The 24,750-nt window shown below is 61.4% G+C and carries 21 protein-coding genes; 5 read left to right on the top strand and 16 right to left on the bottom strand.

Annotated elements, in window-relative coordinates; genetic code table 11:
* Nucleotides 1–17: 17 nt before the first annotated feature.
* On the bottom strand, nucleotides 18–1,889 hold the full coding sequence (locus ACILSO_RS04495; protein ID WP_395736174.1) for a peptidoglycan D,D-transpeptidase FtsI family protein: 1,872 nt from the start codon (nucleotides 1,887–1,889) through the stop codon (nucleotides 18–20).
* A gap of 369 nt (nucleotides 1,890–2,258) precedes the next feature.
* Between ACILSO_RS04495 and ACILSO_RS04490 the strand changes: the two genes are divergently transcribed.
* Nucleotides 2,259–3,128 carry an SDR family oxidoreductase gene (locus tag ACILSO_RS04490; protein WP_395736173.1) on the top strand — a complete coding sequence of 290 codons (870 nt, stop codon included), beginning with the start codon at nucleotides 2,259–2,261 and terminating at the stop codon, nucleotides 3,126–3,128.
* 28 nt (nucleotides 3,129–3,156) lie between these two features.
* Here the strand turns inward: ACILSO_RS04490 and ACILSO_RS04485 are convergent, their stop codons facing one another.
* The 8 genes from ACILSO_RS04485 to ACILSO_RS04450 form a co-directional block, all read right to left on the bottom strand.
* Nucleotides 3,157–4,365 carry an aminotransferase class I/II-fold pyridoxal phosphate-dependent enzyme gene (locus ACILSO_RS04485; protein ID WP_395736172.1) on the bottom strand — a complete coding sequence of 403 codons (1,209 nt, stop codon included), beginning with the start codon at nucleotides 4,363–4,365 and terminating at the stop codon, nucleotides 3,157–3,159.
* Nucleotides 4,366–4,487: 122 nt separating this feature from the next.
* Nucleotides 4,488–6,032 (bottom strand): hypothetical protein, encoded by a 1,545-nt coding sequence (locus ACILSO_RS04480; RefSeq protein WP_395736171.1) that lies wholly within the window; start codon nucleotides 6,030–6,032, stop codon nucleotides 4,488–4,490.
* 6 nt (nucleotides 6,033–6,038) lie between these two features.
* Nucleotides 6,039–7,058: a hypothetical protein gene (locus ACILSO_RS04475; protein WP_395736170.1), complete on the bottom strand. Its 1,020-nt coding sequence runs from the start codon at nucleotides 7,056–7,058 to the stop codon at nucleotides 6,039–6,041.
* 33 nt (nucleotides 7,059–7,091) lie between these two features.
* Nucleotides 7,092–8,510 (bottom strand): MotA/TolQ/ExbB proton channel family protein, encoded by a 1,419-nt coding sequence (locus ACILSO_RS04470; protein ID WP_395736169.1) that lies wholly within the window; start codon nucleotides 8,508–8,510, stop codon nucleotides 7,092–7,094.
* A gap of 180 nt (nucleotides 8,511–8,690) precedes the next feature.
* Entirely contained in the window at nucleotides 8,691–9,536 is an 846-nt protein-coding gene (ftsY, locus tag ACILSO_RS04465; RefSeq protein WP_395736168.1) for a signal recognition particle-docking protein FtsY, read from the bottom strand.
* 7 nt (nucleotides 9,537–9,543) lie between these two features.
* On the bottom strand, nucleotides 9,544–9,984 hold the full coding sequence (gene nusB / locus ACILSO_RS04460) for a transcription antitermination factor NusB (protein WP_395736167.1): 441 nt from the start codon (nucleotides 9,982–9,984) through the stop codon (nucleotides 9,544–9,546).
* Nucleotides 9,985–9,988: 4 nt separating this feature from the next.
* Nucleotides 9,989–10,492: a 6,7-dimethyl-8-ribityllumazine synthase gene (gene ribH, locus ACILSO_RS04455; protein ID WP_395736166.1), complete on the bottom strand. Its 504-nt coding sequence runs from the start codon at nucleotides 10,490–10,492 to the stop codon at nucleotides 9,989–9,991.
* Nucleotides 10,493–10,494: 2 nt separating this feature from the next.
* Entirely contained in the window at nucleotides 10,495–11,709 is a 1,215-nt protein-coding gene (locus tag ACILSO_RS04450; protein ID WP_395736165.1) for a bifunctional 3,4-dihydroxy-2-butanone-4-phosphate synthase/GTP cyclohydrolase II, read from the bottom strand.
* 133 nt (nucleotides 11,710–11,842) lie between these two features.
* On the opposite strand from ACILSO_RS04450, the gene hprK reads away from it, so the two are divergent.
* The gene (gene hprK / locus ACILSO_RS04445; protein ID WP_395736164.1) at nucleotides 11,843–12,811 is read left to right on the top strand and encodes an HPr(Ser) kinase/phosphatase; all 969 of its coding nucleotides are present in this window, start codon (nucleotides 11,843–11,845) and stop codon (nucleotides 12,809–12,811) included.
* A gap of 24 nt (nucleotides 12,812–12,835) precedes the next feature.
* Nucleotides 12,836–13,108 carry an HPr family phosphocarrier protein gene (locus ACILSO_RS04440; RefSeq protein WP_395734000.1) on the top strand — a complete coding sequence of 91 codons (273 nt, stop codon included), beginning with the start codon at nucleotides 12,836–12,838 and terminating at the stop codon, nucleotides 13,106–13,108.
* 91 nt (nucleotides 13,109–13,199) lie between these two features.
* Here ACILSO_RS04440 and ACILSO_RS04435 read toward each other — a convergent pair whose 3' ends face one another.
* The 7 genes from ACILSO_RS04435 to ACILSO_RS04405 all read right to left on the bottom strand — a co-directional run bounded on the left by ACILSO_RS04435 (nucleotide 13,200) and on the right by ACILSO_RS04405 (nucleotide 22,416).
* Nucleotides 13,200–13,478, bottom strand: a complete 279-nt coding sequence (locus ACILSO_RS04435; RefSeq protein WP_395736163.1) for a hypothetical protein — start codon at nucleotides 13,476–13,478, stop codon at nucleotides 13,200–13,202.
* A gap of 96 nt (nucleotides 13,479–13,574) precedes the next feature.
* Entirely contained in the window at nucleotides 13,575–13,967 is a 393-nt protein-coding gene (gene rpsI, locus ACILSO_RS04430; RefSeq protein ID WP_395736162.1) for a 30S ribosomal protein S9, read from the bottom strand.
* A 24-nt stretch (nucleotides 13,968–13,991) separates the two neighbouring features.
* On the bottom strand, nucleotides 13,992–14,423 hold the full coding sequence (rplM, locus tag ACILSO_RS04425; protein WP_395736161.1) for a 50S ribosomal protein L13: 432 nt from the start codon (nucleotides 14,421–14,423) through the stop codon (nucleotides 13,992–13,994).
* Nucleotides 14,424–14,546: 123 nt separating this feature from the next.
* On the bottom strand, nucleotides 14,547–15,551 hold the full coding sequence (locus ACILSO_RS04420; RefSeq protein ID WP_395736160.1) for a HEAT repeat domain-containing protein: 1,005 nt from the start codon (nucleotides 15,549–15,551) through the stop codon (nucleotides 14,547–14,549).
* Nucleotides 15,552–15,586: 35 nt separating this feature from the next.
* Nucleotides 15,587–17,971 carry a choice-of-anchor D domain-containing protein gene (locus tag ACILSO_RS04415; protein ID WP_395736159.1) on the bottom strand — a complete coding sequence of 795 codons (2,385 nt, stop codon included), beginning with the start codon at nucleotides 17,969–17,971 and terminating at the stop codon, nucleotides 15,587–15,589.
* A gap of 114 nt (nucleotides 17,972–18,085) precedes the next feature.
* Nucleotides 18,086–18,946, bottom strand: a complete 861-nt coding sequence (locus ACILSO_RS04410) for an alpha/beta hydrolase (protein ID WP_395736158.1) — start codon at nucleotides 18,944–18,946, stop codon at nucleotides 18,086–18,088.
* A gap of 305 nt (nucleotides 18,947–19,251) precedes the next feature.
* A complete protein-coding gene (locus ACILSO_RS04405) occupies nucleotides 19,252–22,416 on the bottom strand; it encodes an SNF2-related protein (RefSeq protein WP_395736157.1) in 3,165 nt (1,054 codons plus the stop codon).
* A 52-nt stretch (nucleotides 22,417–22,468) separates the two neighbouring features.
* Between ACILSO_RS04405 and ACILSO_RS04400 the strand changes: the two genes are divergently transcribed.
* Nucleotides 22,469–23,293: a ParA family protein gene (locus ACILSO_RS04400; protein ID WP_395736156.1), complete on the top strand. Its 825-nt coding sequence runs from the start codon at nucleotides 22,469–22,471 to the stop codon at nucleotides 23,291–23,293.
* A gap of 108 nt (nucleotides 23,294–23,401) precedes the next feature.
* Nucleotides 23,402–24,445, top strand: coding sequence for a PA0069 family radical SAM protein (locus tag ACILSO_RS04395; RefSeq protein WP_395736155.1), 1,044 nt, complete (start codon nucleotides 23,402–23,404; stop codon nucleotides 24,443–24,445).
* Nucleotides 24,446–24,750: the final 305 nt, after the last annotated feature.

The following is a 24,750-nucleotide window of genomic DNA, read 5'->3' as shown; positions in this document are numbered from 1 at the left end:
AGGAGCGATGTGAGGGGTTAACGGAACAGGCGCTGGAAGAATCCCTCCACAGGAGTGCCTCCATACCGCGTTGGCGGCGCGGGGCGGGGTTCACCGTAGTAATAGCCGGAGGCCATCGGCTCAGTCAGAGGATCGTTCTCCTGGTCGACACGGGTGTTTTCATACTTCACGCCGTGGGCTGCAGGCTTGGCCTCGATGTCACGCAGGACTTTGGTGATGACCGGCGCCGCAGTGCCGCCCCCGGAGAGACCGCCTTCACCCGCATTTCCTTCGATCATGACGGCAAACGCCAGGGGCGGATTGGTATCAACAAAGCCCGCAAACCAGACCACGTTGGCCTTGGCGCCGCGCAGCACCCACTGGGCGGTGCCGGTTTTTCCATACACGGCGATCTTCTTGAGGCGGGCGGCTTTGCCTGTGCCGTTCACGTGGTTGACCACGCTGTACATGGCATTGCGCACCGTCTCAAGATCGGTCTGGCTCACGGGCATGATGGTCTCGCGGCAGGGCATGGCAGCATCGCCGATGTGGCCGCTCTGGGATTGCGTGTGCATCACCAGCCGTGGCCGAGGGCGGCACGTGCCATTGGCCAGGGTGGACATGGCCATGGCGACCTGCAGCGGAGAGGCCTCGGTGACCCCCTGCCCGATCGAGAGATTGGCGAGATCTCCGTTGGAAGGCGCGCTGCGTGGCAAAGAACCGGCCGAGGTCTTCAGCGGCAGCACGGGCGCGATGCCAAATCCAAACTCACGCGCCATGTAAAGAATGGGCATGTCCCGCGTCATCATGGCGGACTGGTAGAAGTAGGTGTTGCAGGACCGGATGAGCGCGGCACGAGCATTGAAAAAGCCGTAGTCATCCTTGGACCAGTTGTCGAACTCACGCCCGTCGATCATGAGCGTGGGACCGCATTCAAATTCGCGCTGGGCGTCCACGGTGCCGGCGCGCAGCCCTGCCAGGACGACAAAGGGTTTGAAGACGGAGCCGGGCGGGTAGGTGGCCTGCACAGCGCGGTCAAACAACGGACCTTCGATGTCCTGGGAAAGCTTGGTAAAGGCCTCGCTCGAGATGCCTCCAGCAAAGGCATTTGGATCGAAGCGCGGATGGCTGGCCATGGCACGGATGTCTCCGGTGCTGGAGTCCACGATGACCATGGCGCAGCGGTGGCCGCAATGATCCAGCGCATTCTCAGCGCAGCGCTGGGTTTCCAGATTGAGCGTGGTGACCACATCCCGCCCTGCCTGCGGCGGAACAAAGACCTGTTCGTAGGCAATCGTGCCCGCATCCGTCATCATCAGGCAAAGCGTGCCGTCCGTGCCGGTGAGCTGCTTGTGATACGCGGCCTCCAGTCCCACCGCTCCGCGCGTGCGCTGCCAGAGCGGCTCCCCACGCTGCACTTGTCCCACGGGCGGAGCACCATCCGCTGAGACGTAACCCAGCAAATGCGCTGCCATGTTTCCCTGGGGATAAAAGCGTTCATATTCCGCGCGCGCGCTGGCGTGAGGATGCTTCTGGGCATCAATGGTGAGTTCCTGCTTCACCGCATCGCTGACCGTCACAGGCAGTTCCCGGCGGCTTTCATAATGCCGTTTCAGTACGTCCGCATCCGGCATGCGCGCGGCAGGAAAATCATGCTGGCAGGCGGCGATCTCCTTCTCCAGCCAGGCCGTGAAGGTTTCGAGGGAGCCGCGCTGGTCCGCCGGAACGGTCAATTGCAGCCGGTGCACGACGGAATTCTGCGCCAGGGGCCGACCTTTGCGGTCAAGGATCTGCCCCCGTGGTGCCGGGATGGCGAAGTAGAAAGGCTTCACATCCGTGCGCGTTCCTGTTCCCGGGACAAAGGCTGGCGTCGGGCGTTCGTCCCCGTGCACGGGAAATGCGGCGATCATGAGGCCCACTGGAAGTATGAAGTGAAGCCGATGACGAGGCGTGAGGAGGGAGTCAGCAACAGCGCGCCAAAGGGCGCGAGCGGGGGCAGGGATGGCTGTCGGTGAAGAGGAAATCACAGTCACAAATGCTAGGAAAACTCTGCCAGGGACAATAACGCGCCACCAAGGCTGACTCCAACTTTATATCGTCCCGGCAGCGACTTTGGACGTGGCAGAACGCAAACCATTCAAGAATAGACGGGCGGAATCTGTTGAACACCAGGATGCCACGTCTGCAGAGGTGCGGCCACCGCAACAAACCCGCAACCGCTGCTCGACAAAGGAGGGGGGTGTCGAATACTCACACCGCCCCGAACGTTCTCCCACTCCATGCCAGCCTCACGCACCGCCCCGCCACGCAATGTCCTGATCACGGGTGCCTCGACCGGCATCGGTGCCGCGTGCGCCCGGATGCTGGCAGAGCGCGGATGGCGCGTCTTTGCCGGCGTGCGGCGGGAAAAGGACGGGCAGGCGCTGGTGGCAAGCGCGAAGGGACTAATCGTCCCAGTCATTCTAGATGTGACGAATCGTGAACAGCTCCAAAAAGTCGTGCAGGAAGTCAGCGCCGCAACCGGTGCCGATGGTCTTCAAGGAGTGGTAAACAACGCCGGCATCGCACTGGCCGGCCCGCTGGAGTTCATGCCGCTGGAGGCCTTTGAAAAGCAGTTTCAGATCAACGTGCTGGGCCTGATCGCCGTGACCCAGGCCTTCATGCCGCTGATCCGGGCCAGCCGCGGGCGCATTATTTTGACGGGGTCCAATTCCGGCTTCATGTGCGAGCCGTTCCTCGCAGGCTACGGAGCGACAAAGCATGCACTGGAGGCCATCGCGGATTCTCTGCGCATCGAGCTGCGCCCATGGGGCATCGAGGTCGCGCTGATCCAGCCGGGTGCGATCAAAACGCCCATCTGGAGCAAGTCCCGCGAAGCAGCCGAGCAGCTTTTTGTGGGCATGCCTCCGCAATGCGAGGAGCTGTATGCGGAGCCGATCGCCGCATTGCGCAAGATGGTGGAAAAGATCCCTTCCATGGCGATTCCGCCTGAGCGTGTGGCCAAAGCGGTGACGCATGCGCTGGAATCCCGCAGGCCGCGCACGCGCTACCCGGTGGGGCTCGATTCCATGCTCGGATCCGTGCTGGTACGGCTGGTGCCCGACCGGCTGAGGGACTGGCTGATCCGGAAGTTTATGGGTCTGAAATAAAACCTGGGCGCAAGGAAACCGGGCAGCCTCAGATGATGCCGAGCTCCTTGCCCACCTTCTCGAATTTTTCGAGGGCACGGTCGATCTGCGCAAAGGTATGCGTGGCCATGAGGCTGACGCGGATCAATTCTTCCCCCGGGGGAACGGCCGGCGGAATGACGGGATTGACGAAGATGCCTTCATCCTGCAAACGGCGGCAGAAGGTGAAGGTTCGGAGGGTCTCATTGACGTAAACTGGAAGGATGGGGGTCTCGGTGGCGCCGAGCTTGAATCCGAGGGAAAGCAGACCCTGCTTCATGCGTGCGGTGTTGTCCCAGAGCTGCACCATGCGCTCGGGCTCGGCGATCATGATGCGCAGCGCGGCGAGAGCGGCAGCCACGTTGGCGGGGCTCATGCTGGCGCTGAAGACAAGCGGGCGGGAGTGGTGCTTGAGGTAGTCAATCGTGTCCAGATCACCCGCAATGAATCCACCAAGACTCGCGAGCGATTTGCTGAAGGTGCCCATGATAAGATGAACATCATCGACCAGACCGAAGTGCGAGGCGGTGCCGGAGCCATGTTCTCCCAGAACGCCGATGCTGTGGGCATCGTCCACCATCACGGCGGCATTGTACTGCTTGGCGAGTTTGACCACCTCGGGCAGCTTGATGATGTCCCCTTCCATGCTGAAGACGCCATCCACGATGATGATCTTCGGAGACTCCGCCGGCAGGTGGGCCAGACGGCGCGCCAGGGAGGTCATGTCATTGTGGGAAAAGAGGAAGGTCTTGCCCGGAGACATCTGGCAGCCGGCACCGAGGCTGGCGTGATTGGCGCGATCCGCCAGGATGCAATCCTCACGCCCCACAATGGCGCTGATGACGCCGAGATTAACCTGAAAGCCGGTGCTATAAAGCAGCACGGCCTGCTTCTTCATGAGCTGCGCCAGTTCCTCCTCCAGCTGCACATGAATGTCGAGCGTGCCATTGAGGAAGCGGGAGCCCGCACAGCCGGCACCGTACTTTTGCACCGCCTGGCAGATGGCCTCCTTGATGCGCGGGTCATTGGTGAGGCCGAGATAGCTGTTGGAGCCCAGCATGAGCACCTGCTGGCCGTTGATGATGACTTCCGTGTCCTGCGCAGAGGCGATCTCGCGAAAGTAGGGGTAGATGCCTGCGGCGCGTACCGGCTCCAGAGCGGTGAATTTACGGACCTTGTCGAACAATGGGAGGGAACTGGACGGAGAAGCGGAGGGCATCGGAGCGCAATGGAAGTTCCGAAGGTGCCACTGGATCGCCGACTGTCCACGGCCACCTGAGAAAGAATGGATTAAGGCGTGTTGGACATCACGCCGAGTCGGCGAAACGCCTACTCTGCACATCAATCCAAGGTGCGCTTCGGTGGCGCGATGGTCACAGGAACCGTGCCTCCAGGAGCGGCGGCACGCGGCGGCGTGGGAGCCAGCCGCTGCACTTCATAGCCGGTGAGATTGACGGTGAGGTCCAGCTTGGCAAGGAACTCCCAGGTGGCCGGCACTCCCACTTCATCAGCGATCCTGCGGGCTTCCAGATACGCTTCGAAAGCGTCCGGCATGACTTGGAAGATGGCAACGCCGCTGGGGTCAGCCTTGATGTCGCGCATGAGGCGGATGTAGGCGGAGTTCGGCTGCTTCATGGACTCCACCGTTTCTCCGCCGCCACCTTTGGGAGTGAGGGCAAGCTGCACATACGGGAGGGTGGGCAGGGTCTTGGGCTCAAAGCCATAAGAGCCTGTCGTGAGAGGGCTGGAAGCAGCACGTTGCAGCAGAGCGACGATGCGCGCGGAATCATAGATGGTGCGTGCCTTGCTCACATTTTCGATGCCTTTGACCTTGGACAGATCGTGGAAATAGCCCAGCACATCCTTCGGCGTGGCCTTGACCTCCTGAGTGATGGAGCCCCAAGAGAAAGTGATTTTTCCGCCTGCCGCGGTCGCTTTGATGACAGGCACGGCGGGGTCGCGCGAGGGATCCAGCTTCACCCAGGGAGCAACATCGCCCTTGGTCGCGGCTACGATGGCTTCCGCCACGGCAGTCATGGTCTGGCGGGTGGGGATGGAGATGTCTGCGATGGCGCTGAGCAGCTGCTTGCTGGGCTGAATGCCACCGGCCACGAGGGCTTTGTAGGCTCCCGCCACGTATTCCATCTGCATGCGATTGACCAGCGGTGCGATGTCCGGCCAGGCCTTCTGTGCATTGGCAGGCGACCCCAGAATGCCTTCGAGCAGCTTGGCAAAAGGTGTGTACTCCACCTTTTCAAATTCAAGCTTCGACTTCACCTTCTCCATGCCGTCGAGAATGGGCTGGAGAAACTTGGCTTGGTTGAAGGTCAGCACCCCCTGCTTGGCAACGAGGATGCGCGTCTCGTTCGGCTTTTCCGGATACGGGTGCGGATTGGGCAGACGGACGTAGGTGGCGGGCAGCGGCTGAAAGACGGGCGTCTTGTCGAGCAGTGACTTCAGGCGCTCGACTTCCGCGAGCATCTTTTCCGTCTCCGCCTTGCTCATCTCCCGGTCTTTTTTCCGCTGATCCAGCTGCTTTTTGAAAGCCTCCAGATCCATGAGCTTGATCTTTGTCTGCGTGTCGGCGGTGTCGACGGTCTTGAGCTCTTCAATGACTCGTTTGAGTTCGACCTCCGCCTTTTTCAAATCCTCCTCCAGCTTCTCGGGATCGACTTTTTCGGGCAGCACTTTGACCTGCTCCTTGATCTGCTGAAGCTCCTCCGGGGTGACGGGTGGCAGATCAGAGAGAACTTTTTTCACCGCACTGGCCGCGCTCAGGCCGACCATGACGAGCACGATGATCAACACGCCGACCACATTGGTCATCGTGTCCATCAAGGCGACGAACGGCAGTTCCTGCTCTTCGTGGGGTTTGCGTTTTGCCATGGTGCGTCAGGCAGGTTTCTTCGGGGGTGGAGTCGCGGCCGGGGGAGCCGGCGGAGGCACAGTCTTTGGCGGCACTGCCGGAGCAGGCGGAGCTCCCGGCGCGGATTTGGTTGCGGGTGCAGGCTTGGTAGCCGGGGCTGGCTTTGCAGCGGGAGGAGCCAGCGCAGCGGCAGGCGGCGGCGGAATGGTGCCGCGATATTTCGCAAAGGTCGCGAGGTCGAGAATGCCACGCCCTGGGATGGGCAGCTTGCCCACACGCACCTTATAGTCATTCTCGGCACGGCCGGCGCCGTTGTTGAAGGCAGCCTGGCCGTCATCACGGATGAGGAAGAGCACGAGAGACTTGGGATTTTTGGCCACTTCGGTGAGGAAGTGATTGTAAACGGGATCCGCCACCACCACGGCTGCGGTGGCGCTGAGGCGGTAGTCGTCTTCCCCCCAGGCGCCGAGGATTTTCAAAGCGCCTGCGGTGGCCTCAACGAAAAAGACCTTCGTGTCCGCGGCCATGCCGCTGCCGGAAGGCTGCACCACCACCGGGGGCGCTCTCCGCTCCGGCGGCACGTCGCGTTTTTTGAGCTCTTCCATGAGCGCGGCGATCTCTTTTTTGCTCTCCGCCTGCTGTTGCTTCATGCCATCGAGTTCCAGCAGCAGGTCGTCCAGCTCCTTCTGCATCTGCTGGCTGATCTTGAGGTTTTCCTCCTGGGTTTCCTTGGAGGTGGCGAGCAGTTTGCGCAGCTTCACAAAGCGCTGCTCCTTTTCCTCAATCTGCTTCTGCAGTTCTTCCAGGGAGGCAATCTTCTCCTTGAGCGCGACCGACTGAGTGTTGCGCTCCACAATTTCCTGACGCAGGCGCTTGGCCTCCTGCGCCGACTGCAGGTCTTCTTGCGTGCGACCTTCCGCCTGCTGCGTCTGGGACACGCACAGCACGACGATGATCAGAATCAGCACGCCGATCAACGAGCAGAGAATGTCCAGAAACGGGACCAGGAGGATCTCGTCTTTGGCAGCATGTCGGCGCTTTGCCATGGTCGATGTTCAGAGGTTAAAACAGAGGGACAACTACTCTTTGCTAAACCAGCCCTTCTTCTTCACCTGGTGAATCAAGATCTGCTTGCCACCGAGTTCTGAGAGGAGGCTGTTCAAAGACTGGATGCCGCTGGCCAGCGCACGTGTGTAGTCGGTGGTGGTTTTGACGCTGTCCTTGACCGAATTGGTGAGCTCTTCCCGCATGCGGTTCAGGGTCATGGCAAACTCGGAGTCCACCCGCTGCTGATGCGCGGCGGCGCGTTTGTCGAGGTTGTCCGCCTGCTCCTTGACCTGCTTGGAGAGGGCATTGAGATCCACGAGGAATTCTTTCTGCGCATTGGCCACGGCTTTCACCAGCGTGTCCATGATGCCGCCTGTGTCCCCGCCGGCGACGCCGCCGCCGTCGTTGAGGCGCGGCAGCAGCACTTCATTGCAAAAGGAGTCGATGTCATTGAGGCAGTCATCCTCAGACTTCATCATCGCATTGAGCGGGAAGTTCAGCGTCATGGCCAGCACAAGACCGAGCAGCGTGGCGTCGAAGGCGGTGCCGAGACCGCCGGTCACCTTGCCGAGCGTGCCCGTCACCTGCTTGATGTCCGTCATGTTGGTGAAGTCCATGCCGCCGATGGCGTGGGACAGACCAATGACGGTGCCGATGAACCCCAGGATGGGGATGGCCCAAAGGAACGCCTTGAGCAGCGAGTAGCTGCCGCCGATGCGCATGCTGTCGATGTCCGACTGGCTGGAGAGCATGTTCGTCACGTCGCCAGTGTTCTGCTTCACTTCAAACAACTCCAGGGCCTTGCGCATGCGGTTGACCATCATGCTGTCTCGCAGGCTGTGGGGCAGCTTGTAGAGGTGGTCGATGAAATGACCGACGTTGTCGCGATTGATCTCAGCGCCGAGGTCCCAGGGCAGCACATCCAGGAGGAGGGCTTTGCGCTGATGGCCGAGCTTGCGCAGCTTCAAGTAGAGGATGGACATGGCCCACGTGAAGAACAGCGTGTTCATGAAGCTCACCAGCATGTGCTTGAAGAACAGCGAGGCGATGAACTGCATCGTCGTGTAAGTAGCCGGTGAAGCCCCGTCAGGCGCCTGGAAGGGATAGAGAATGCCGACCCACAGCACGAAGAAACCGAAGCCCATGCCGAAGCTCAGCAGGGCGTTGGGATTGGTGGGGTCGATCTCCTCCCAGCCGCCGCGTTCACCGCGCGAGTTGGAGGTCGAGGCGGGCGCCTGGGGAGGCGCCGTGGTACCATGCTCGTATTCCGCACCGAAGGCGTCGTTCTCAGCAGGCGCCATCCCGCTGGGGGTGGGCAGTCCCGAGGGAGAGGGCAGGCCTGAGGGCGCAGGGAGTGTGGCGGCAATGTTTGCCGGAATGCTCAGCTTGGTGTCGCAGCCGGGACAGCGTACAATTTTCCCGGCCATTTCCGGCTCGGCTTTGAGCTGCATGTCGCATGAGGGGCATTTGAACGTCACGGGTGAATTCCTCCAGAGTGTGTATTGAAACGGGGTGGCTAGTACCTAGCGGAAGCCATACTCCTTCGACAATATAATTCTTGGGGTGAAACTCACATCAGCCACAAAGGTACCAATGAATCATTCAAAGGTACCATTTTTGCCCCTTTTGGATCACAGCAGTTCCTCGACGAAACGCTTGGAATCAAAGGGCTGGAAGTCTTCGACACGCTCTCCCAGACCGATGAAGCGGGCGGGCACGCCAAGCTCCTGCTGGATCGCCACAAGCACACCGCCCTTGCCACTACCATCCAGCTTGGTGACAATGACACCGGTCAAGGGAATGATCTTATGGAACTCACGCGCCTGCTGCAGCGCATTGGAGCCAGTGGTGGCATCGCAGACCAGCAGCACCTCATGCGGCGAGGTGGGATCTTTGCGGCCGAGGATGCGGTGAATTTTCTTGAGCTCCTCCATCAGGTTGTGCTTCGTGTGGAGACGCCCGGCGGTGTCGCAGATGAGGAAATCCGACTGCGTCTTGACCGCCTTTTCGTAGCCCTCAAAGCACACGGAGGCGGGATCGCCATTGGGCGGCCCTTTGACGAGAGGGATTTTCAAGCGCTCGGCCCAGACCGTAAGCTGCTCCACGGCAGCCGCACGGAAGGTGTCCGCTGCGGCGAGCACCACCTTGTGCCCGCGCTGATGGAGGATGTGGGCAAGCTTGGCGGTGCTGGTGGTCTTGCCTGTGCCGTTCACTCCCACGATGAGGAGCACCTTGGGCTTGCCAGGAATCGGCTCCAAAGAGGTCACGTTGTCTGGCAAAATCTTGCGCACGTGCTCACGCGCCACCTGCACGATGTCCGCGCCGTGGAGCGTGCGCTGGCGGGATTTCAGGTCTGCCACGATCTGCAGGGCCAGTTTCGGACCGAGATCGCCAGAGATGAGCATGGCTTCCAGTTCATCCCAATCGATGTCGGGCTTGGTGAAGCGCTGGATGAGGGATTTGAAAAAACCGGCCATCGGAAAATCAGGAGGCTTGAGGAGCTGGAGCCGAAGCTCCGGGTTTGCGGAGGGACTTCGCCAGCTTGTCGAGCACGCCGTTGACGAAGGAGCCGGACTCGCCCGCGCTGAGGGCTTTGGCGATGTCGATGGCCTCGTTGAGAATGACGGGCGTGGGCACTTCCGGGCAGTACAGCAGCTCAAACGAGGCCACACGCAGCACGTTGCGGTCCACGGCAGCAAGGCGCTCAAAGCTAAAATTCTCCAGCAGCTTCGCGATTCCGGAGTCGATCTGCTCCTGGTGCGCGAGCACGCCTTTGATCAGGTTTTCGGCAAAAGCACGGGTCGAGGTTTTGGCGCTGTGCAGCGTCCAGAAAACCTCGGCGTCTTCAGGCTTGGACTGCCCCTGGAGATCACGGGCAAAGAGGAATTGAATGGCGGCCTCGCGGCCTTCGCGGCGTCGTCCCATGATGTTAGGCTTGGTCAATGGGTTCGCCAGCAAAGCTGGCCTTCATCTTGCCAAACAGATTGATCATTTTGACGCAAGTCTGCGCGGCTTCCGTGCCGCGATTGATGGTGGCGCCCAGGCAGCGCTCCTCCGCCTGCTCCTCCGTGCTGACGAGCAGCACTTCATGGATCACGGGGATGCAGTGGCGCACCGCCATCTGCTGCAGCGCATCCGTCACCGAAGCGCCGACCAGGTCCGCATGCTCGGTGGAACCGCGGATGATGACGCCCAGCGTGATCACCGCATCAGGCGCGCTGCCACGCAGCACATGCTCCACGCAGACGGGAATCTCAAAGGCGCCGGGCACGCGGTAGACATCCACCGAAGCATTGGGCGCGATGACCTCGATTTCTTCCCTGGCGGCGTTGAGCAGGCCCTGCACAAACTGGTTGTTATACAATGAGGCGACGATCGCGATGCTGATCGGCTCCTGGGTGGGACGTGGACGGCTGGATGCGTAATTGGACATGATTAAAGCTTGTGGCCCATCTTCTTTTTCTTGGTTTCGAGGTACTTGGCGTTCTCGGGATGAGGAGGAGATTTGACGGGGACTTGTTCGATGATTTCGAGCTTGTGGCCTTCGAGGCCGACAACCTTGCGCGGGTTGTTGGTCATGAGCAGGATCTTGCGCACACCGAGATCGGAGATGATCTGCGCGCCGATGCCATAGTCGCGCAGGTCCATGGGGAAGCCGAGCTTCAGATTGGCCTCCACCGTGTCAAAGCCCTGCTCCTGGAGCTTGTAGGCCATGATCTTGCCGTGCAGGCCGATGCCACGGCCTTCGTGGCCGCGCATGTAGATGATGATTCCCTTCCCTGCGGTCTGGATGTGCTTCATCGCCGCATGAAGCTGGCTGCCGCAGTCGCAGCGGCGGGAGCCAAACACATCGCCGGTGAGACACTCGCTGTGCACGCGCACGAGCACGGGGTCGTCTGGCGTGATGTCTCCCATGACGAGGGCCACGTGATGCACGCCGTCCAGGCTGCTCTTGTAGAGGTGCAGCTTGAAGGTGCCGAAGTCCGTGGGCATGTCCACGACCTCGATCTTTTCCACCAGCTTCTCGCTAAGGCGGCGATGCGCGATGAGATCGGCGATGCTGCACATCTTGAGGCCGTGCTTCTTGGCAAACTTCTTCAGGTGCGGAAGGCGCGCCATGGTGCCGTCCGGATTCATGATCTCGATGAGGACGCCGGCCTCACGCAGTCCGGCGAGGCGGGCCAGATCGACAGCGGCCTCGGTATGGCCGGCGCGGCGGAGCACGCCGCCGGGCTTGGCCACGAGCGGATTGATGTGGCCGGGCTGCACCAGGTCCTCGGGCTTGGTCTTGGCATCGGCCAGCAGGCGGATGGTGCGGGTGCGGTCAGCGGCGCTGATGCCCGTGCTGATGCCTTTGGCGGCATCCACCGTCACCGTGAAGTCGGTGCGGAAGGCTTCGCGGTTCTCGGGCACCATGCTGGGAAGATTGAGGTGCTCGGCGATCTCGAGTGAGACGGGCACGCAAAGCATGCCGCCGCCCTGACGCACCATGAAGTTCACCATCTCCGGGGTGATCTTTTCAGCGGCGCAAATCAGGTCGCCTTCATTTTCGCGATCTTCGTCATCGGTGACAATGACCATGCGACCAGCGCGAATGTCTGCGAGTACAGACTCCACGGAGTCGAAAACGGATTCCTTTTTGCGGGGCATGAGAGAAGTGGAAAAGAGCCGGTGCCGCGGGGTGCGGCGTCTGGGGTGGATGACTTAGCCGGTTGGGGACTGTTTTCCAGTGCGAGTTGGTTTTTCGTTGCCGTCGGAGAGAAGCATCGCGTAAAGTCGGTCCATGCCGCCTCCGACCAAAGTCAAACGCCCGCCCTCGGTGTCGGTGGGGGAGTTTTTCAGTCTGAATGAAAAATCGCTGAGGCTCAAACTGGTGGGATCGGACGCTGGCTTCGCACGCAAGATCAGCGAACCCTCCGTGAACCGCCCAGGTCTGGCACTGTCTGGGTTTTTCACCTACTTTGCCTACAAGCGCGTGCAGGTCATCGGCAATTCGGAGCACTCCTTTCTTCAGGGCCTGGACCCCAAGCTGCGGGCGGCGCGCTTCAGCCAGCTCTGCTCCTGGGACATTCCTTGCATAGTTGTGGCACGCGGACACCGCATTGAAGACGATCTCATTCAGATCGCCAACAGCGCCGGCATCTCGGTGTTCCAGACGAGCATGATGACCATGAAATTCCTCAATGCAGCCACCATCAAGCTGGAGTGGGCCTTTGCCCCCACCCTGCTGGTGCATGGCTGCCTGGTGGACGTGCAGGGTCTCGGCGTGCTGATCCAGGGAGACAGCGGCTGCGGCAAGAGCGAAAGTGTGATCGGCCTGCTGCAGCGCGGCGCCAGCCTGGTGGCGGATGACGCCGTGCGCCTCCGGCTGATCGAAGACCGGGAAATCGTCGGCTCCGCCCCGGAGATCACCCGCGGGATGATCGAGATCCGCGGCCTGGGGATTCTGAACGTGGCAGCGCTGTTCGGAGTGAGTGCTGTGCGCCTCAGCAAACGGCTGGATTTGATCGTGGAACTCGTACGCGGCGCGAAAACGGAAGACCTGGAGCGGGTGGGCGTCAACACAGACACCCGTGACATCATGGGGCTGAAGGTTGGACGAGTTCAGCTGCCGGTGGAGCCCGGCCGGGATGTGGCCGGCCTGATCGTGCTGGCCGCCATCAACTTTAAATTGCGCACCTTTGGCTACAACAGCGCCGTAGAGTTTGACCAAAGGTTGTTGAAAAAAATGACGGATGATCAATTAGGTTAAGTGCAGCCGCCCTCCCCTCCCCACATGAGCATTCAAAAAGAGCTAACGATCCGCAACAAAATGGGCATGCACGCACGCCCTGCGGCGCAGTTCGTCAAGCGTGCCAGCAAATATCAGTGCGATGTCTGGGTGGAGAAAGACGACGAACCGGTGAACGGCAAAAGCATCATGGGCCTCATGATGCTGGCCGCCGGTCGTGGCGAGACGATCAAAATCATCGCCGATGGCAATGATGCCGAGGCCGCCGTGGCCGACCTCGAAGAGCTGGTGACGTCAGGGTTTGGGGATGCCGAATGAATATGATTTACGATTTTTGATTTATGATTTGGGAAACCCGCACTCGAGAAGCAGCTGGGCCATCTGAGAAATCATAAATAAAACCGCTCCGCTACTTCTTCGTCTCCGCCTTCTTCGCCTCTTCCGCCTTCCCTGCCGAAACCCGGATCTCCGTCGTCTCTTCCTCCTTCGGCGGCGGCGGCTCTTTCAGAAGCTGCAGCATCATCGTTCCAATGATGTAGATCAGCCCGCCGCCAATCCCGGCGCCGATGGCGATGAATCGGCGCTGCCAGGTGTGCTCGCGGTCTATGGCATACCAGAAGCGCATGCAGAATAGGATCCAGATGATGCTGGCGACGAGAACGAGAATATGACCTGAGGGCATGGACATGGGTCGGAGTGTGGAGCGGATTCGGACTGCCAGCGACAGAAAAAACAAAACCCCGCACACGGCGGGGCTTTGCACACATCGAGCTGTAACAGAGGATTAACGCTTGGAGAACTGGAAGCGTTTGCGGGCGCCTGGGCGGCCGGGCTTCTTACGTTCCTTGGCGCGGGAGTCACGGGTGAGCAGACCGTTCTGCTTCAACACGCCGCGAAGCTCTGGATTCACGCCGATAAGGGCGCGGGCAATGCCGAGGCGGACTGCGCCGACCTGGCCGGTGCTGCCACCGCCGCTGGCGTTCACCTTGAAATCATAGGTCTGACGGGAATTGGTCAGGGCCAGGGGGAAAAGGATCTGGTTCTGCAGGGCGACGGTCGGGAAGTATTCTTCGAAGTCGCGTCCGTTGACGGTGATGCTTCCGGCTCCTTCAGTGATGAAGACGCGGGCGATGGCGGTCTTGCGGCGGCCGGTGGCGGTTTTGAGAGGCTTGCTCATGCTAAGGGTGACGATGGGAAAAAATTAAGCGACGGAGAAGGGCTTTGGATTCTGCGCCTCATGCGGATGCTCGGCACCTGCATAGATCTTGAGCTTGCCCAGGACGGAGCGGCCAAGGCGGTTGTGCGGGACCATGCCCTTCACAGCGCGCTCGACGAGAAGCTGAGGACGGCGGGCGCGCACGCGCTCGACATTTTCGATCTTCTGATTGCCGACGTAGCCAGCCTTCGAGGTGTAAATCTTCTGGGTTTCCTTTTTGCCGGTAAGTTTGACTTCGGCGGCATTCAGCACGACCACGAAATCACCGGTGTCAACGTGCGGGGTGAAAGTGGGCTTGGTCTTGCCGCGCAGGAGATTGGCGGCTGCGACTGCGACGTCTCCAAGAACCTGGTTCTTGGCGTCGATGACCCACCATGTGGGATTGTGCTCCTGGGCTTTTGCTGAAAACGTCTTCATTGAATTCTGTGTACGAAAATCTTCCGAGAGGGGAAGAAGGGGGCCGCGATGGTAAAAGGAATGGCGGGGGTGTCAAGGTCAAAACCGAGTTATTCACAATGAAAAATCATTCCGCATCCTGAATCAATTCGCCGACGTCTGTTTGAGCCCCTGCATGGCCTGGCTCAAAGAGGCCACTATGTCCGCCGGAAGTCCAGGTGTGGCGCTGTGCTGCGCCAGCCAGCCTGCCGCCTGCGGATTGGAGACGTTTTGCAGCGCGGTGAGCACGGCCTGGCGGTAGTCGGGGTTCGTGTCTCCCACCCGAAATGCGGCGCCCAGCACACCATCCAGCGCTTCCGGCGTGCCGATGCGTGCGAGAGACTGGACCGCGGCGTACTGCAAGGGCAGTTCAGGAGCATCGCGCACGAGGTCACTCAAGGAACCGATGGCAGAGGGATTGCTAATGCCTCCCAGGGCGGAGAGCACGCTCTGCGGCTGCTCAGGAATACTCGGCGGCTCGCGATACAGCTCCGTGAGAAACTGCACGGTGTCATCGGTGGCCAGACGTGAAACCACGCCCGAAATCCCGCTGCGCACTGTGGCATCCGAAACCACCGAAAGCGAGGACGTCAGCGTTTCCAGACCAAGGCTGCTCTGCACTGCATCAAGCTGACTCAACACCGCCGCCCGCTCCTGCGGCGAGGTGATTTTCACCAGCGAGAGCACGAGTTGATTCACCGCCTCGCTGCTGCCCAAGCGCACCAGAGCGGCAGACAGCACTGTTTTGGCAGGCACGCCCTTTGCACTGCGCAGTGCAGCGCCGAGATCGTCCACCGCCCCTTCCCCGAGCTTGCTCAGGCCCTCCACCAGCCCTTGAAATTCTGACTCGGTGGCCGTTTCTGCTTTTTGAATGGCCCCACTGATGAGACGGAAGGCCGCCGAGTCCGCCTTGGGACTTTCCTCGGGCGGCACTGCGGGTGCAGGAGCCTCTTCAACAGTCTTCTTGGATTCGCTCTGTTTCGCCACCTGCTTCACAGGCTGCGGCTCCAAGACCACCCTCTGCGGCACCAGCTTCCAAAACAGCATGACCACGATCACGGCCACGGCGGCGGTGATGATCTCCTGCTGACGCTGACTGAGTTTGATCACGCTGGTGATACGTTGCACCGAGGCGGGCAGTTTGGCTACTGGCTGGTTCCGGTGAGAACTGCGTTGTAGGAGCCCGCGCTCGGATTCGGACTGGTGAAGGCGATCGCTGAAATGAAGCTGGTGGCTGCCACGGAGGGATTGAACTGCACCTGCACCACGCTCGACTGTCCTGGTGCCAGAGTCATGGACTGCACACTGAGAATCTTGAAGGCCGGCGGACGGTAGCTCCACTTGCCACCGGTCTTCGTCGCGGTCTGATTGCTCAGGCTCACATTAAATTGAAGCTGGCCCGAGCCCGTGTTGGTGACGGTGAAGGTGTTTACCACGGGCACACCCACGGTCGTCACGCCGTAGCTGGCGATGCCACCGGAAGCCACATTGCCACCCGAGAAAGCGACGGAAATGCGGCCCGAGTTGGGGTTCGGATTGATATGGCCGGTCAGGTTGATGCGGTAGGGCGCACCGGGCGTGACGTTGTTATAGATCAGCAGCTGCGCGGCCTTGTCCCCCAGCGTGAAGGCGTTCAGGCTGATCTGTACATTGGCCGACTTCCCCGCGGCGATGGTCGTGGGCAGCGCACCCACGAGACGGAAATCCAGCGCCTGCGCGGCCACAGTGGCGTTATTGGCGATGACGCCGCACAGCGCGGCAAAATCATTGGCATTGAAGCCAGCAACCGAAGGCAGGCTGGAAGCCGTGGCGGAGGGAGCAATGAGCCAGCCGGTCAGCTTGAGGTCGGACTTGCCCGCATTGGCAATCGTGATGGTCTGCGAGGCGGGAACACCCACAACGGTGTCTCCAAACGCCAGCGTGCCGCCCGAAGCGATGGCCGTGGAGCCGGAGCTGACGGCGATCTGTGCTGTGGAGCCGGAGACCACCCCCGTGAGCGCTACCGTGAAGGGATTCTGCGTGCTGTCATTGCTGCCCACCACCAAATTGGCGGCGGCCGCACCCACGACGTTTGTTTTCATGCCCACACGCACCGTCGTGGAACCACCGGCAGGTATGCGTGCCGTGGGTGGCGTGACGATGGCGAAACCCGGCGTGTTGGATACGACCGCGGAGGCGCCCACGGAGCTCTGCAGAGAGACGGAGACCACGAGGTCGGAGTTGCCCACATTGGCCAGTACGAAGTCCTGCGTCACCACCGCAGCGCCTTGCGTGGCGGTGCCAAAGTCAACCGTAGTGCCATTGGCCAGGCTGGTCGCCCCCTGACTGACGGCAAGCAAAGGCGGGGGCAGCACCGGGCTGCTGTAAATAGTGAGAGCAGGGATGAGAGTGGAGGCTGCGGGAGATCCCAGCCCCGTCACCAGATCATACGCTGTCGTGGCGAGGAAGCCGCCGTTGGATCCTGCGGTGATGTCGCGAAAATCTGCCGCATAGCTCGTGGCAGCCACCGTATAGATCGCGGCGCCAGGCGTCTGCAGCGCCTTGGCCCGGGAGCTGTTCACCAAGGCTGACAGGGCGGCCCACTGCGGCGCGCCGGCACTGGTGCCGCCCACGGTGATCCAGCCGCTCGTGCCAGCGTAGTTGCTGATGTAAACCGGGAAGCCTGTGGCAGGATCGGCGGCATAGCTCACGTCCGGAATGCTGCGGTTCACGCTCGTCTGCCAGCCGTTTTGGTAGCCGGGCCGCGTTTCAAAAAGGCTCACGCCACCGCCGCTTCCAGACCAGCCGGTCTCAGACAGCACGTTGCCACTCGCGTCCAGATTCAGCGTGGTGCCCCCAACGCTGATGACGTAAGGAGAGGCCGCCGGCCAGGAAGTGCCTGCGCCACTGTCGCCCGATGCCGCGAAGAAACTCACGCCGGGGACATTGAAATGGTAATCAAACCCGGTCTGCCCGGCGAACTCACCACTGCCCCAGCTCATGGACACCTGGGAGGCGCCCTGACTCACGGCATAATCAACCGCGCTGAGCAGGTTGGTCATCGAGGCGGTCTTGGCGATCACAACGAGGATTTTGGCTCCGGGAGCGATGGCGTGCGCCCATTCCACATCCAGCGAGGTTTCCAAAGCCCAGCCGCTGCTGGCCGCCGGGGCGCCCTGCGGATACGCCACAGTAATGCTGGCGGCAGGCAGGCCAAAGGCTGTGCAAAAAGTAGCCACATCCTGCTGCAAGGTGGGGCTGCCGTAGGCATCCACGATCGCGATGGTCTGTCCGGTGCCGTCTCCGATGATCTTGTCAAAGCCATAGGCCTTGCGCACCTGGGCAGGAGAATAACCGACCGCACCGCCCGTGGCGCTCGGCCTGGCCGTGTTGCGCATGCCACCATGCGTCCAGATGGGATTCCTCGCGCTGACCGGATCCGTCAGACGGGTGTCCCCGCGCCGCGCAAAGCTCTGGGCACCAGCCGAAGAAGCTGCGCCAAGCGAGAGAAGGACGGTCAGTGAAAGTGCGAAAAACGACTGCTTTTGCATGGGGCTCAATAAATCAAGAATGGCTGATCGCCGATTTCTGCGCGTAATCCACCATTCAAACAGAAGGGGTCGAAAATGTCACGCCAATTCTTGAGCCCCATGTAGGCGTTACTCCTACTTCCGCCACAGCCACTTCATCGCCTCGGGGAAAATGCTCGCGCCCTGCTTGCTGTTGTGCGCGCCGTCGCCAAACGTGAAGGTGTAGTCGTACTTCTGGTAGGCCAGCGCCTTGGCCATCTGCTGATTCGCCAGCGGCCAGTTGCCGAAGGGGTTGTCGAGATCGGTGGCACCATCCTGCAGGTAGACGCGCAGCGGCTTGCGCTCGGTGAGGCGGATGATGGAAGGATAGACATGACCGCCCGCCAGATCCACATAGCTGCCGATGGTGGAGAAGACTTTGCGGAACTTGTCCGGCCGCTCCCAGGCCACGGTGAAGGCGCAGATAGCGCCGCTGCTGGCTCCGGCGATGGCCCAGCCCTCGGGGTTCTCGGTCAGCTTGTAGTCTTTCTGAACCTGAGGGATGATCTCCTCCAGCAGGAAGCGCGCATAAGTGTCTCCCAGCGTGTTGTACTCCTTGCCCCGGTTGTTGTTCTTCCAGGCGCTTTGCGGCTTCGTCTCCCCGCTGTGGCCGGGATTGATGAAGATGGCAACCGTGGGCGGCATGTCCCCGCTGGCGATGAGATTATCAAACACCACCGGCACCCGCCACGCGCCTTTCAGTCCCACGTAGTCGTGTCCATCCTGAAACACCATGAGGTTCGCGGCCTGCTCGGCCTTGTATTGTGCCGGCACGTAGATCCACCAGTCGCGCTTGGTACCGGGGTAGATCTTCGACTCGTGCTCCGGCATCTGCGTGACCTTTCCCTTCGGCACGTCCGCCTTTTCCTGTGAGAGCGGGCCGAGCTTGTAGTCGTCCACCGCAAGGGCGGAGAGGGAGAGGGAAAAAAGGAGCGGCAGGAGATGGCGGGACTTCATGGTGAGTGGAGGAAAGCGAAGTACGCTGGAAAGGTCAAGAATTCCTCGGGGCAGTTCGCTCTGGTTCGCCCTCTCCCCGCCCCTTCCATACCCCTGCAACAAGATTTACTTCAGAGAGAGGGTTGGGGTGAGGGGGCAGCAATACCATTCGTCAGCACGGGCGTAGGACTTCCCCACACCCAGCCTCTCCCAAAAGGAGATCTGGGGATTACCTTTGTGCTCGCACGATAATGATGAGTCAGGTAGTTCGCTTCAGCTTTACTCGACCACTTCCAGACCGGAACGAGCTAAAGCTCCTGACTACTTTACTGAATCAACTCCTCCAAATCCCCCTCCGTCAATCCCTCCATCATCGGGGCTTGGTCATTGAGTGCAGCCTCCACAAGCCCACGCTTCTGTGCCTGGAGTTTGAGGATGCGCTCCTCCACGGTGCCGCGGATGGCGAGGCGGTAGGCGTTCACGACTTTCTGCTGGCCGATGCGGTGGGCGCGGTCGATGGCCTGGGATTCCACGGCGGGGTTCCACCAGGGATCGGCGAGGATGACGTTGTCGGCGGCGGTGAGGTTGAGGCCGTAACCGCCGGCCTTGAGGCTGATGAGGAAGATGCGGCAGGCGGGGTCTTTCTGGAAGCGCGCGACCTGCTCGGAGCGGTCCTGGCTGCTGCCGTCGAGGTAGGCGTGGTCGAGCTTCTCGGTCTTGAGGTGGTCGCGCATGAGGCGCAGGAACTGCACGAACTGGCTGAAGACGAGCAGCTTGCCGCCGGATTCCAGGACGGACTCGATCTGGCCGAGCAGCGCGGGCCATTTGCCGGAGAGGTCTTCCTGGTCGAGGCCCTTGAGCGCGTCTGGCTGCACGCCGGTCAGGCGGAGGTCGCAGCAGACCTGGCGCAGGCGCAGCAGGACGGTGAACATGGTCATCTTGGCCCCGCCCTGGCCGGAGCGTTTGCGGGCGGCTTTGATCTCCTCGCGGCCCTCTTCCAAAATTCGGCGGTAGAACTCCGTCTGCGCCGCGCTGGGGGTGCACCACAGCACCTGCTCGATCTTTTCCGGCAGGTCCTTGAGCACCTGGCGCTTGGTGCGGCGGAGGAAGAAGGGCTGCGTCAGTTTCTGCAGGCGCTGGGCGGCGGCGCGGCCCGCAGGCAGGTCCAAACCGGACTGGATGGGGCTTTCGAAGCGCTCTTTGAAGGAACTCTGGTTCCCCAAATACCCCGGCAGGGTGAACTGGAAGATGGACCACAAATCGCGCACACCGTTTTCCAAAGGCGTGCCGGTGAGGGCGATCCGACCCGCCGAATTCAGGCTGCGGAGGGTCTTGGCGGCGTCGGTGGCGGGGTTTTTGATGAAGCTGGCTTCATCCAAAAGAATCAAACCAAACTTGATGCTTTGGTAGTGTTTAATATCTCTGATGATCAATTGATAAGAGGTCAATATCACATCATGAGCGGGGATGGTACCGAGGGCTTTTTCGCGCCCCGCGCCCTGGATTTGCAGGACCTTTAGGCTGGGGGCGAAGCGCTCGAATTCGGCCTGCCAGTTCCCTAGCAGGGACTTCGGGCAGACCACCATCACCGGGCCGCTCTGGTCCCCTTTGCGCTGCTTGATAAACAACGCAAGGGCAATGCTTTGCACCGTTTTGCCCAGGCCCATCTCATCGGCCAGAATGCCGCCACGGCCCCGCAAGATGCGCGAGGTCATCCAGCAGACGCCCTCCATTTGATAAGGGCGCAGCATGCCCGCGAGGTCGCCGATCTCGGCATACACTTCTTCATTTGTAACGGTAATATCGTTAGTTGAATCGGCAACCGCATCGCCAAAGTAGGCGGCATGGGCACCGTGGACGCGAGCACCATGGGGGGTGAGTTCCAGCGGCACATCCCGCAGCGATTCCTCCAAATCATCCACAGCGGCGATATCGAGGATGTAGCGCTTCCCGTTCGCTCCCTGGACCGATCTCTGGCCGGAGCGCACCAGCCGGAGCACCTCAGTACGCGGCAGGCGGAAGCCATCGGAGGATTCGTAGGCCAGCTCCATGCTGAGCCAGTCGCCGCCGCCACCCGCCTGCCCGGCAGCCGGGACGAACTTCGTTTTGGGCGCGATGCGCTGGATACCCCGAGTGACGGAACGCCAGCGCTCGCCTTCCACGATGGTCGCCAGCTCCTGGAGCAGCCGCAGTTCGGAGGCGTAGAAGCGCAGGACGTTCTCGCTGCCTTGCAGCCGCCAGACCTGCCCCTCGGGCTTGAATCCGAGACTCTGCATTCGCCGCAAAAGGCGGGCTTCACCCTCTATGTTTCTGGCGTAAAATAAAAAGGCATTTGACTCATCTTGAATGGGAAAAAGATTCGCAGGCGCTTCATTGTAGCTCACCGGCCAGCGGTGAGAAATGTAACGGGCGGATAGTTTCGCATCGACCACCTGCAATGACCCGTCCAGGTGCACTTCGAAGGTGCACGGCACCGGCGTTACGTGGAATTTCTCCAGGCCTGCCCCTCGGAGTTCTAGCTGGAAGCACTCGCCGAGGGCCTCCCCCTGCTCTGCCAGCCAACGTAACGGCTTGGTAACGCTTGAGCGGCTCAGTTCTCCCGCCAGAGCGGTCAGGGCGGGGGTGTCTGAAAGGTGGCGGAAGAGGGAGGAGGTCTCCTGGCAGATCCACCATGGTCCCATGACGTGGCGCTGGTGGCCGCCCTCCAGCCTGAGGCGGACGCTCTGGGCATCCGCCGACTCCACGACCAGCGGCAGCCGCACCTGCTGCGGGGCGACGTGCAGCGCCCGCTCCTGCCCGTTTGGCTTGCCCACAAAAACGCGAGGGTGATCCCCCAGCGTCTGTAGAAAGGTGTTCAGGCTCTCGCCCCGCAGAGAGATCGGCAGGCTCTGCGGCTGCTTGATTCCCTGCCCGGCCAGCCAGGCCGCGAAGAGGGACGTTTCGCCCTCGCCCCCGCTTGGCTCATACTTTACGAAGACGCCAAACGGCTCCCTCACCTGCCCCTGGAGGAGGGGTTCCGGGAGGTAAAGGGAGTAGCGGCCGGGTATTTTGAGCGGGTCTGATCTGAGTATTGTAGTACCGGCTTTAGCCGGTCCGGGAGCGCCGCCAGCAGCTGCCCCTCCAGAACCTGTTGAAGCAGGACGCAGACCTCCAGAGCCGGCTGAAGCCGGTACTACATTACCCAGATTCCCGGAGCGGGGCTTGGAGGCACCGCTTTGCTCCCGCACATGCGCCAGGGCCACGGCGAGGGCGTGCTCGCACATCATGCCGCTGCGGCGGGCGTGGGGGCAGGTGCAGAGGTTTTCCACGTCCGAGGAGGTGCGGATGCGCAGGCCGGTGGTGAATTTCATCTTTCCCGACCCCGCCGTGCCCCGGATCAGGCCGTCGCTGCTGCTGGTGACGACGGCCAAACCGGCGTCCACCAGGGAGCGGGCGGACTTCATCACGGCCCAGCCGCCAATTTCTCCGAGCCATTTCTCTGTGATTTCCATTTCGTGCTGGCGTCTCCCATGGTTTATCTGCAAAGTCCAGCGCCAAGTACCTATGAGGATTGTCGCCATTTCCAACCAGAAAGGCGGTGTCGGTAAAACGACGACCGCTTTGAACCTCGCCGCATGTCTCACCCAGCGCGGCGTACGGGTGTTGCTGGTCGATCTCGACCCCCAGGCCAACGCCACCAGCGGCCTCGGCCTGGCCCAGGAAGACGGCGGCAGCCTGTACTCCGCGCTGGTGGAGGGCACGGACCCGCGTCTGGCCATCCGCAGCACACGCCTGCCAAACCTTTCCATCATCCGCTCCCACCAGGAGCTGGCGGGTTGTGAAATCGAGCTGGCGCAGACTGGCAACCATCTGGCCCGCCTGAAGGAGGTGCTGGCCCCGCTGCGCGACTCCGGCCACTTTGACTACGCCATTCTGGACACCCCGCCCTCCCTCGGCGTGCTCATGACGGGCGCCCTGGCGGCGGCAGACGAGCTGCTGGTGCCGATTCAGTGCGAGTATTTCGGCCTCGAAGGTCTGTCCAAGATCGTCAACGTCGTGCAGCAGATCCGCGACTGCGGGGCCAACCCGAACCTGCTGCTGGAAGGCATCGTCATGACCATGTACGACAGCCGTGCCAATCTGGCGAACCAGGTGGTGAACGACGTGCGCAACTACTTCGCCGAGACCTGCTACCAGACGCTGATCCCGCGCACCGTGCGCCTGGGCGAAGCGCCCAGCTTTGGCAAAAGCATCATCGAATACGAACCCTCCGGTCGCGGCGCGCAGGCGTATCGTGCGCTGGCGGATGAGTTCCTGGCACGCCGTGCAGCAGTGGGCGGGTCGGCGGTGGCTGCGGCTCAGGCGGCATCGCCGGTGGCGGCGGCGTAATCCGTTTTCCAAGATCCTGCAGGCACCGGTTGCTTTCGCGCCTCGCGAAGCGTAGAACGGTCTATGCCTGTTCATTCGCACAGCGAAGGAGATCACACCCCACCGGGCGTGAAAGGCATCCATGGGCGGGGGGCCGGACACAACCCCGACCAGCGCTTTGCCGAGCTGCATGTGGACTACGATGCCGGCGAAGCGCCGGAGAAGGTGGCCACGAAGTTTCTGCGGGACGATTCCTCCTCCATCATCACCCGCAACACCAGCCCGGACCTGCCCTTTGAGGCCAGCCTGAACCCCTACCGTGGCTGCGAGCACGGCTGCGCTTATTGCTACGCCCGTCCCACGCATGAATACCTGGGCTTTTCCGCCGGGGTGGATTTCGAGTCGCGCATCATGGTCAAGGAAAACGCCCCTGCCCTGCTGCGTGCGGAGCTGATGAAGCCCAGCTACAAGCCGGTGCGCCTCTCCATCAGCGGCGTGACGGACTGCTACCAGCCCATTGAGAAAAAGCTGCGCATCACCCGCGGCTGCCTGGAGGTGCTGGCGGAGTGCCGGCATCCGGTGGTGTTAATCACCAAGAACCATCTCATCACGCGGGATGTGGATCTGCTGGCCGAACTGGCGCGGCATCATGCGACGGCGGTTTATATCTCCATCACCACGCTGGACTCTGAGCTGGCGCGCAAGCTGGAGCCGCGCGCCTCTTCGCCCAAGATGCGGCTGGAGGCCATTCGCACGCTGCATGAGGCCGGAGTGCCCGTGGGCGTGTCCACCGCGCCGATCATCCCCGGCCTGAACGACTCGGAGATCCCCGCTCTCATTGAGGCCGCACGCAGCGCCGGGGCGCAATTCGCGGGCTACACGCTCGTGCGCCTGCCCTTTGCCGTGAAGGACGTCTTCCGCGCCTGGCTGGACCAACACTACCCCGGCATGCGCGACAAGATCCTCAGCCGCATCGAGGAGACTCAGGGCAAGACGATGTCCCATGGCGAATTTGGCAAACGCCTCAAAGGCATCGGTGTGTGGTCTGAGCAAACTGCCGCGCTTTTCAAGGTGTCAATCACCCGCGCCGGCATGCTGCACCGGAGGCCGGAGGTGAACGCGGAGGCCTTTCGCAGGCCCAAGGATCCCGGCGGGCAAATGGAGCTGTTTTGAGAGCGTTGGAAACTCCGCCGACCCTCCCCTGCCCCGGCCCCAGTGGAGGGCTGGGATTTGGTGCCAAGGTGCCAAATTCAACTCAGTGGGGCTCCAGTGCCAAATGGCCCTATTTTGGCACCTTGGCACCAACCTACGCCTAGAGCATATTAAAAAATACTATATCCACAAGAGGCAAACCAACCCATGGCGTTTTTGGCCGTGATTTTTGAGAACGCCATGGTGATGGCTTCATCAAGCTGCGCGGGCGTGCGTGCCTCCGCGCTGCGCAACAGCCCCTTGATCTTGCTCCACATCTTCTCAAT

Origin of the sequence: Prosthecobacter sp. (assembly GCF_044226605.1) — a bacterium.
GTDB lineage: Bacteria > Verrucomicrobiota > Verrucomicrobiia > Verrucomicrobiales > Verrucomicrobiaceae > Prosthecobacter.
Note: the sequence above shows the minus strand (reverse complement) of the source record. Positions and strands in the feature narration are given on the sequence as shown.

What these genes read in the sequence shown, in the direction of transcription:
- ACILSO_RS04495 (WP_395736174.1), bottom strand. Translation starts at nt 1,889, where the DNA reads ATGATCGCCGCATTTCCCGTGCACGGGGACGAACGCCCGACGCCAGCC.
- ACILSO_RS04490 (WP_395736173.1), top strand. Translation starts at nt 2,259, where the DNA reads ATGCCAGCCTCACGCACCGCCCCGCCACGCAATGTCCTGATCACGGGT.
- ACILSO_RS04485 (WP_395736172.1), bottom strand. Translation starts at nt 4,365, where the DNA reads ATGCCCTCCGCTTCTCCGTCCAGTTCCCTCCCATTGTTCGACAAGGTC.
- ACILSO_RS04480 (WP_395736171.1), bottom strand. Translation starts at nt 6,032, where the DNA reads ATGGCAAAACGCAAACCCCACGAAGAGCAGGAACTGCCGTTCGTCGCC.
- ACILSO_RS04475 (WP_395736170.1), bottom strand. Translation starts at nt 7,058, where the DNA reads ATGGCAAAGCGCCGACATGCTGCCAAAGACGAGATCCTCCTGGTCCCG.
- ACILSO_RS04470 (WP_395736169.1), bottom strand. Translation starts at nt 8,510, where the DNA reads ATGCAGCTCAAAGCCGAGCCGGAAATGGCCGGGAAAATTGTACGCTGT.
- ftsY (WP_395736168.1), bottom strand. Translation starts at nt 9,536, where the DNA reads ATGGCCGGTTTTTTCAAATCCCTCATCCAGCGCTTCACCAAGCCCGAC.
- nusB (WP_395736167.1), bottom strand. Translation starts at nt 9,984, where the DNA reads ATGGGACGACGCCGCGAAGGCCGCGAGGCCGCCATTCAATTCCTCTTT.
- ribH (WP_395736166.1), bottom strand. Translation starts at nt 10,492, where the DNA reads ATGTCCAATTACGCATCCAGCCGTCCACGTCCCACCCAGGAGCCGATC.
- ACILSO_RS04450 (WP_395736165.1), bottom strand. Translation starts at nt 11,709, where the DNA reads ATGCCCCGCAAAAAGGAATCCGTTTTCGACTCCGTGGAGTCTGTACTC.
- hprK (WP_395736164.1), top strand. Translation starts at nt 11,843, where the DNA reads ATGCCGCCTCCGACCAAAGTCAAACGCCCGCCCTCGGTGTCGGTGGGG.
- ACILSO_RS04440 (WP_395734000.1), top strand. Translation starts at nt 12,836, where the DNA reads ATGAGCATTCAAAAAGAGCTAACGATCCGCAACAAAATGGGCATGCAC.
- ACILSO_RS04435 (WP_395736163.1), bottom strand. Translation starts at nt 13,478, where the DNA reads ATGTCCATGCCCTCAGGTCATATTCTCGTTCTCGTCGCCAGCATCATC.
- rpsI (WP_395736162.1), bottom strand. Translation starts at nt 13,967, where the DNA reads ATGAGCAAGCCTCTCAAAACCGCCACCGGCCGCCGCAAGACCGCCATC.
- rplM (WP_395736161.1), bottom strand. Translation starts at nt 14,423, where the DNA reads ATGAAGACGTTTTCAGCAAAAGCCCAGGAGCACAATCCCACATGGTGG.
- ACILSO_RS04415 (WP_395736159.1), bottom strand. Translation starts at nt 17,971, where the DNA reads ATGCAAAAGCAGTCGTTTTTCGCACTTTCACTGACCGTCCTTCTCTCG.
- ACILSO_RS04410 (WP_395736158.1), bottom strand. Translation starts at nt 18,946, where the DNA reads ATGAAGTCCCGCCATCTCCTGCCGCTCCTTTTTTCCCTCTCCCTCTCC.
- ACILSO_RS04405 (WP_395736157.1), bottom strand. Translation starts at nt 22,416, where the DNA reads ATGGAAATCACAGAGAAATGGCTCGGAGAAATTGGCGGCTGGGCCGTG.
- ACILSO_RS04400 (WP_395736156.1), top strand. Translation starts at nt 22,469, where the DNA reads ATGAGGATTGTCGCCATTTCCAACCAGAAAGGCGGTGTCGGTAAAACG.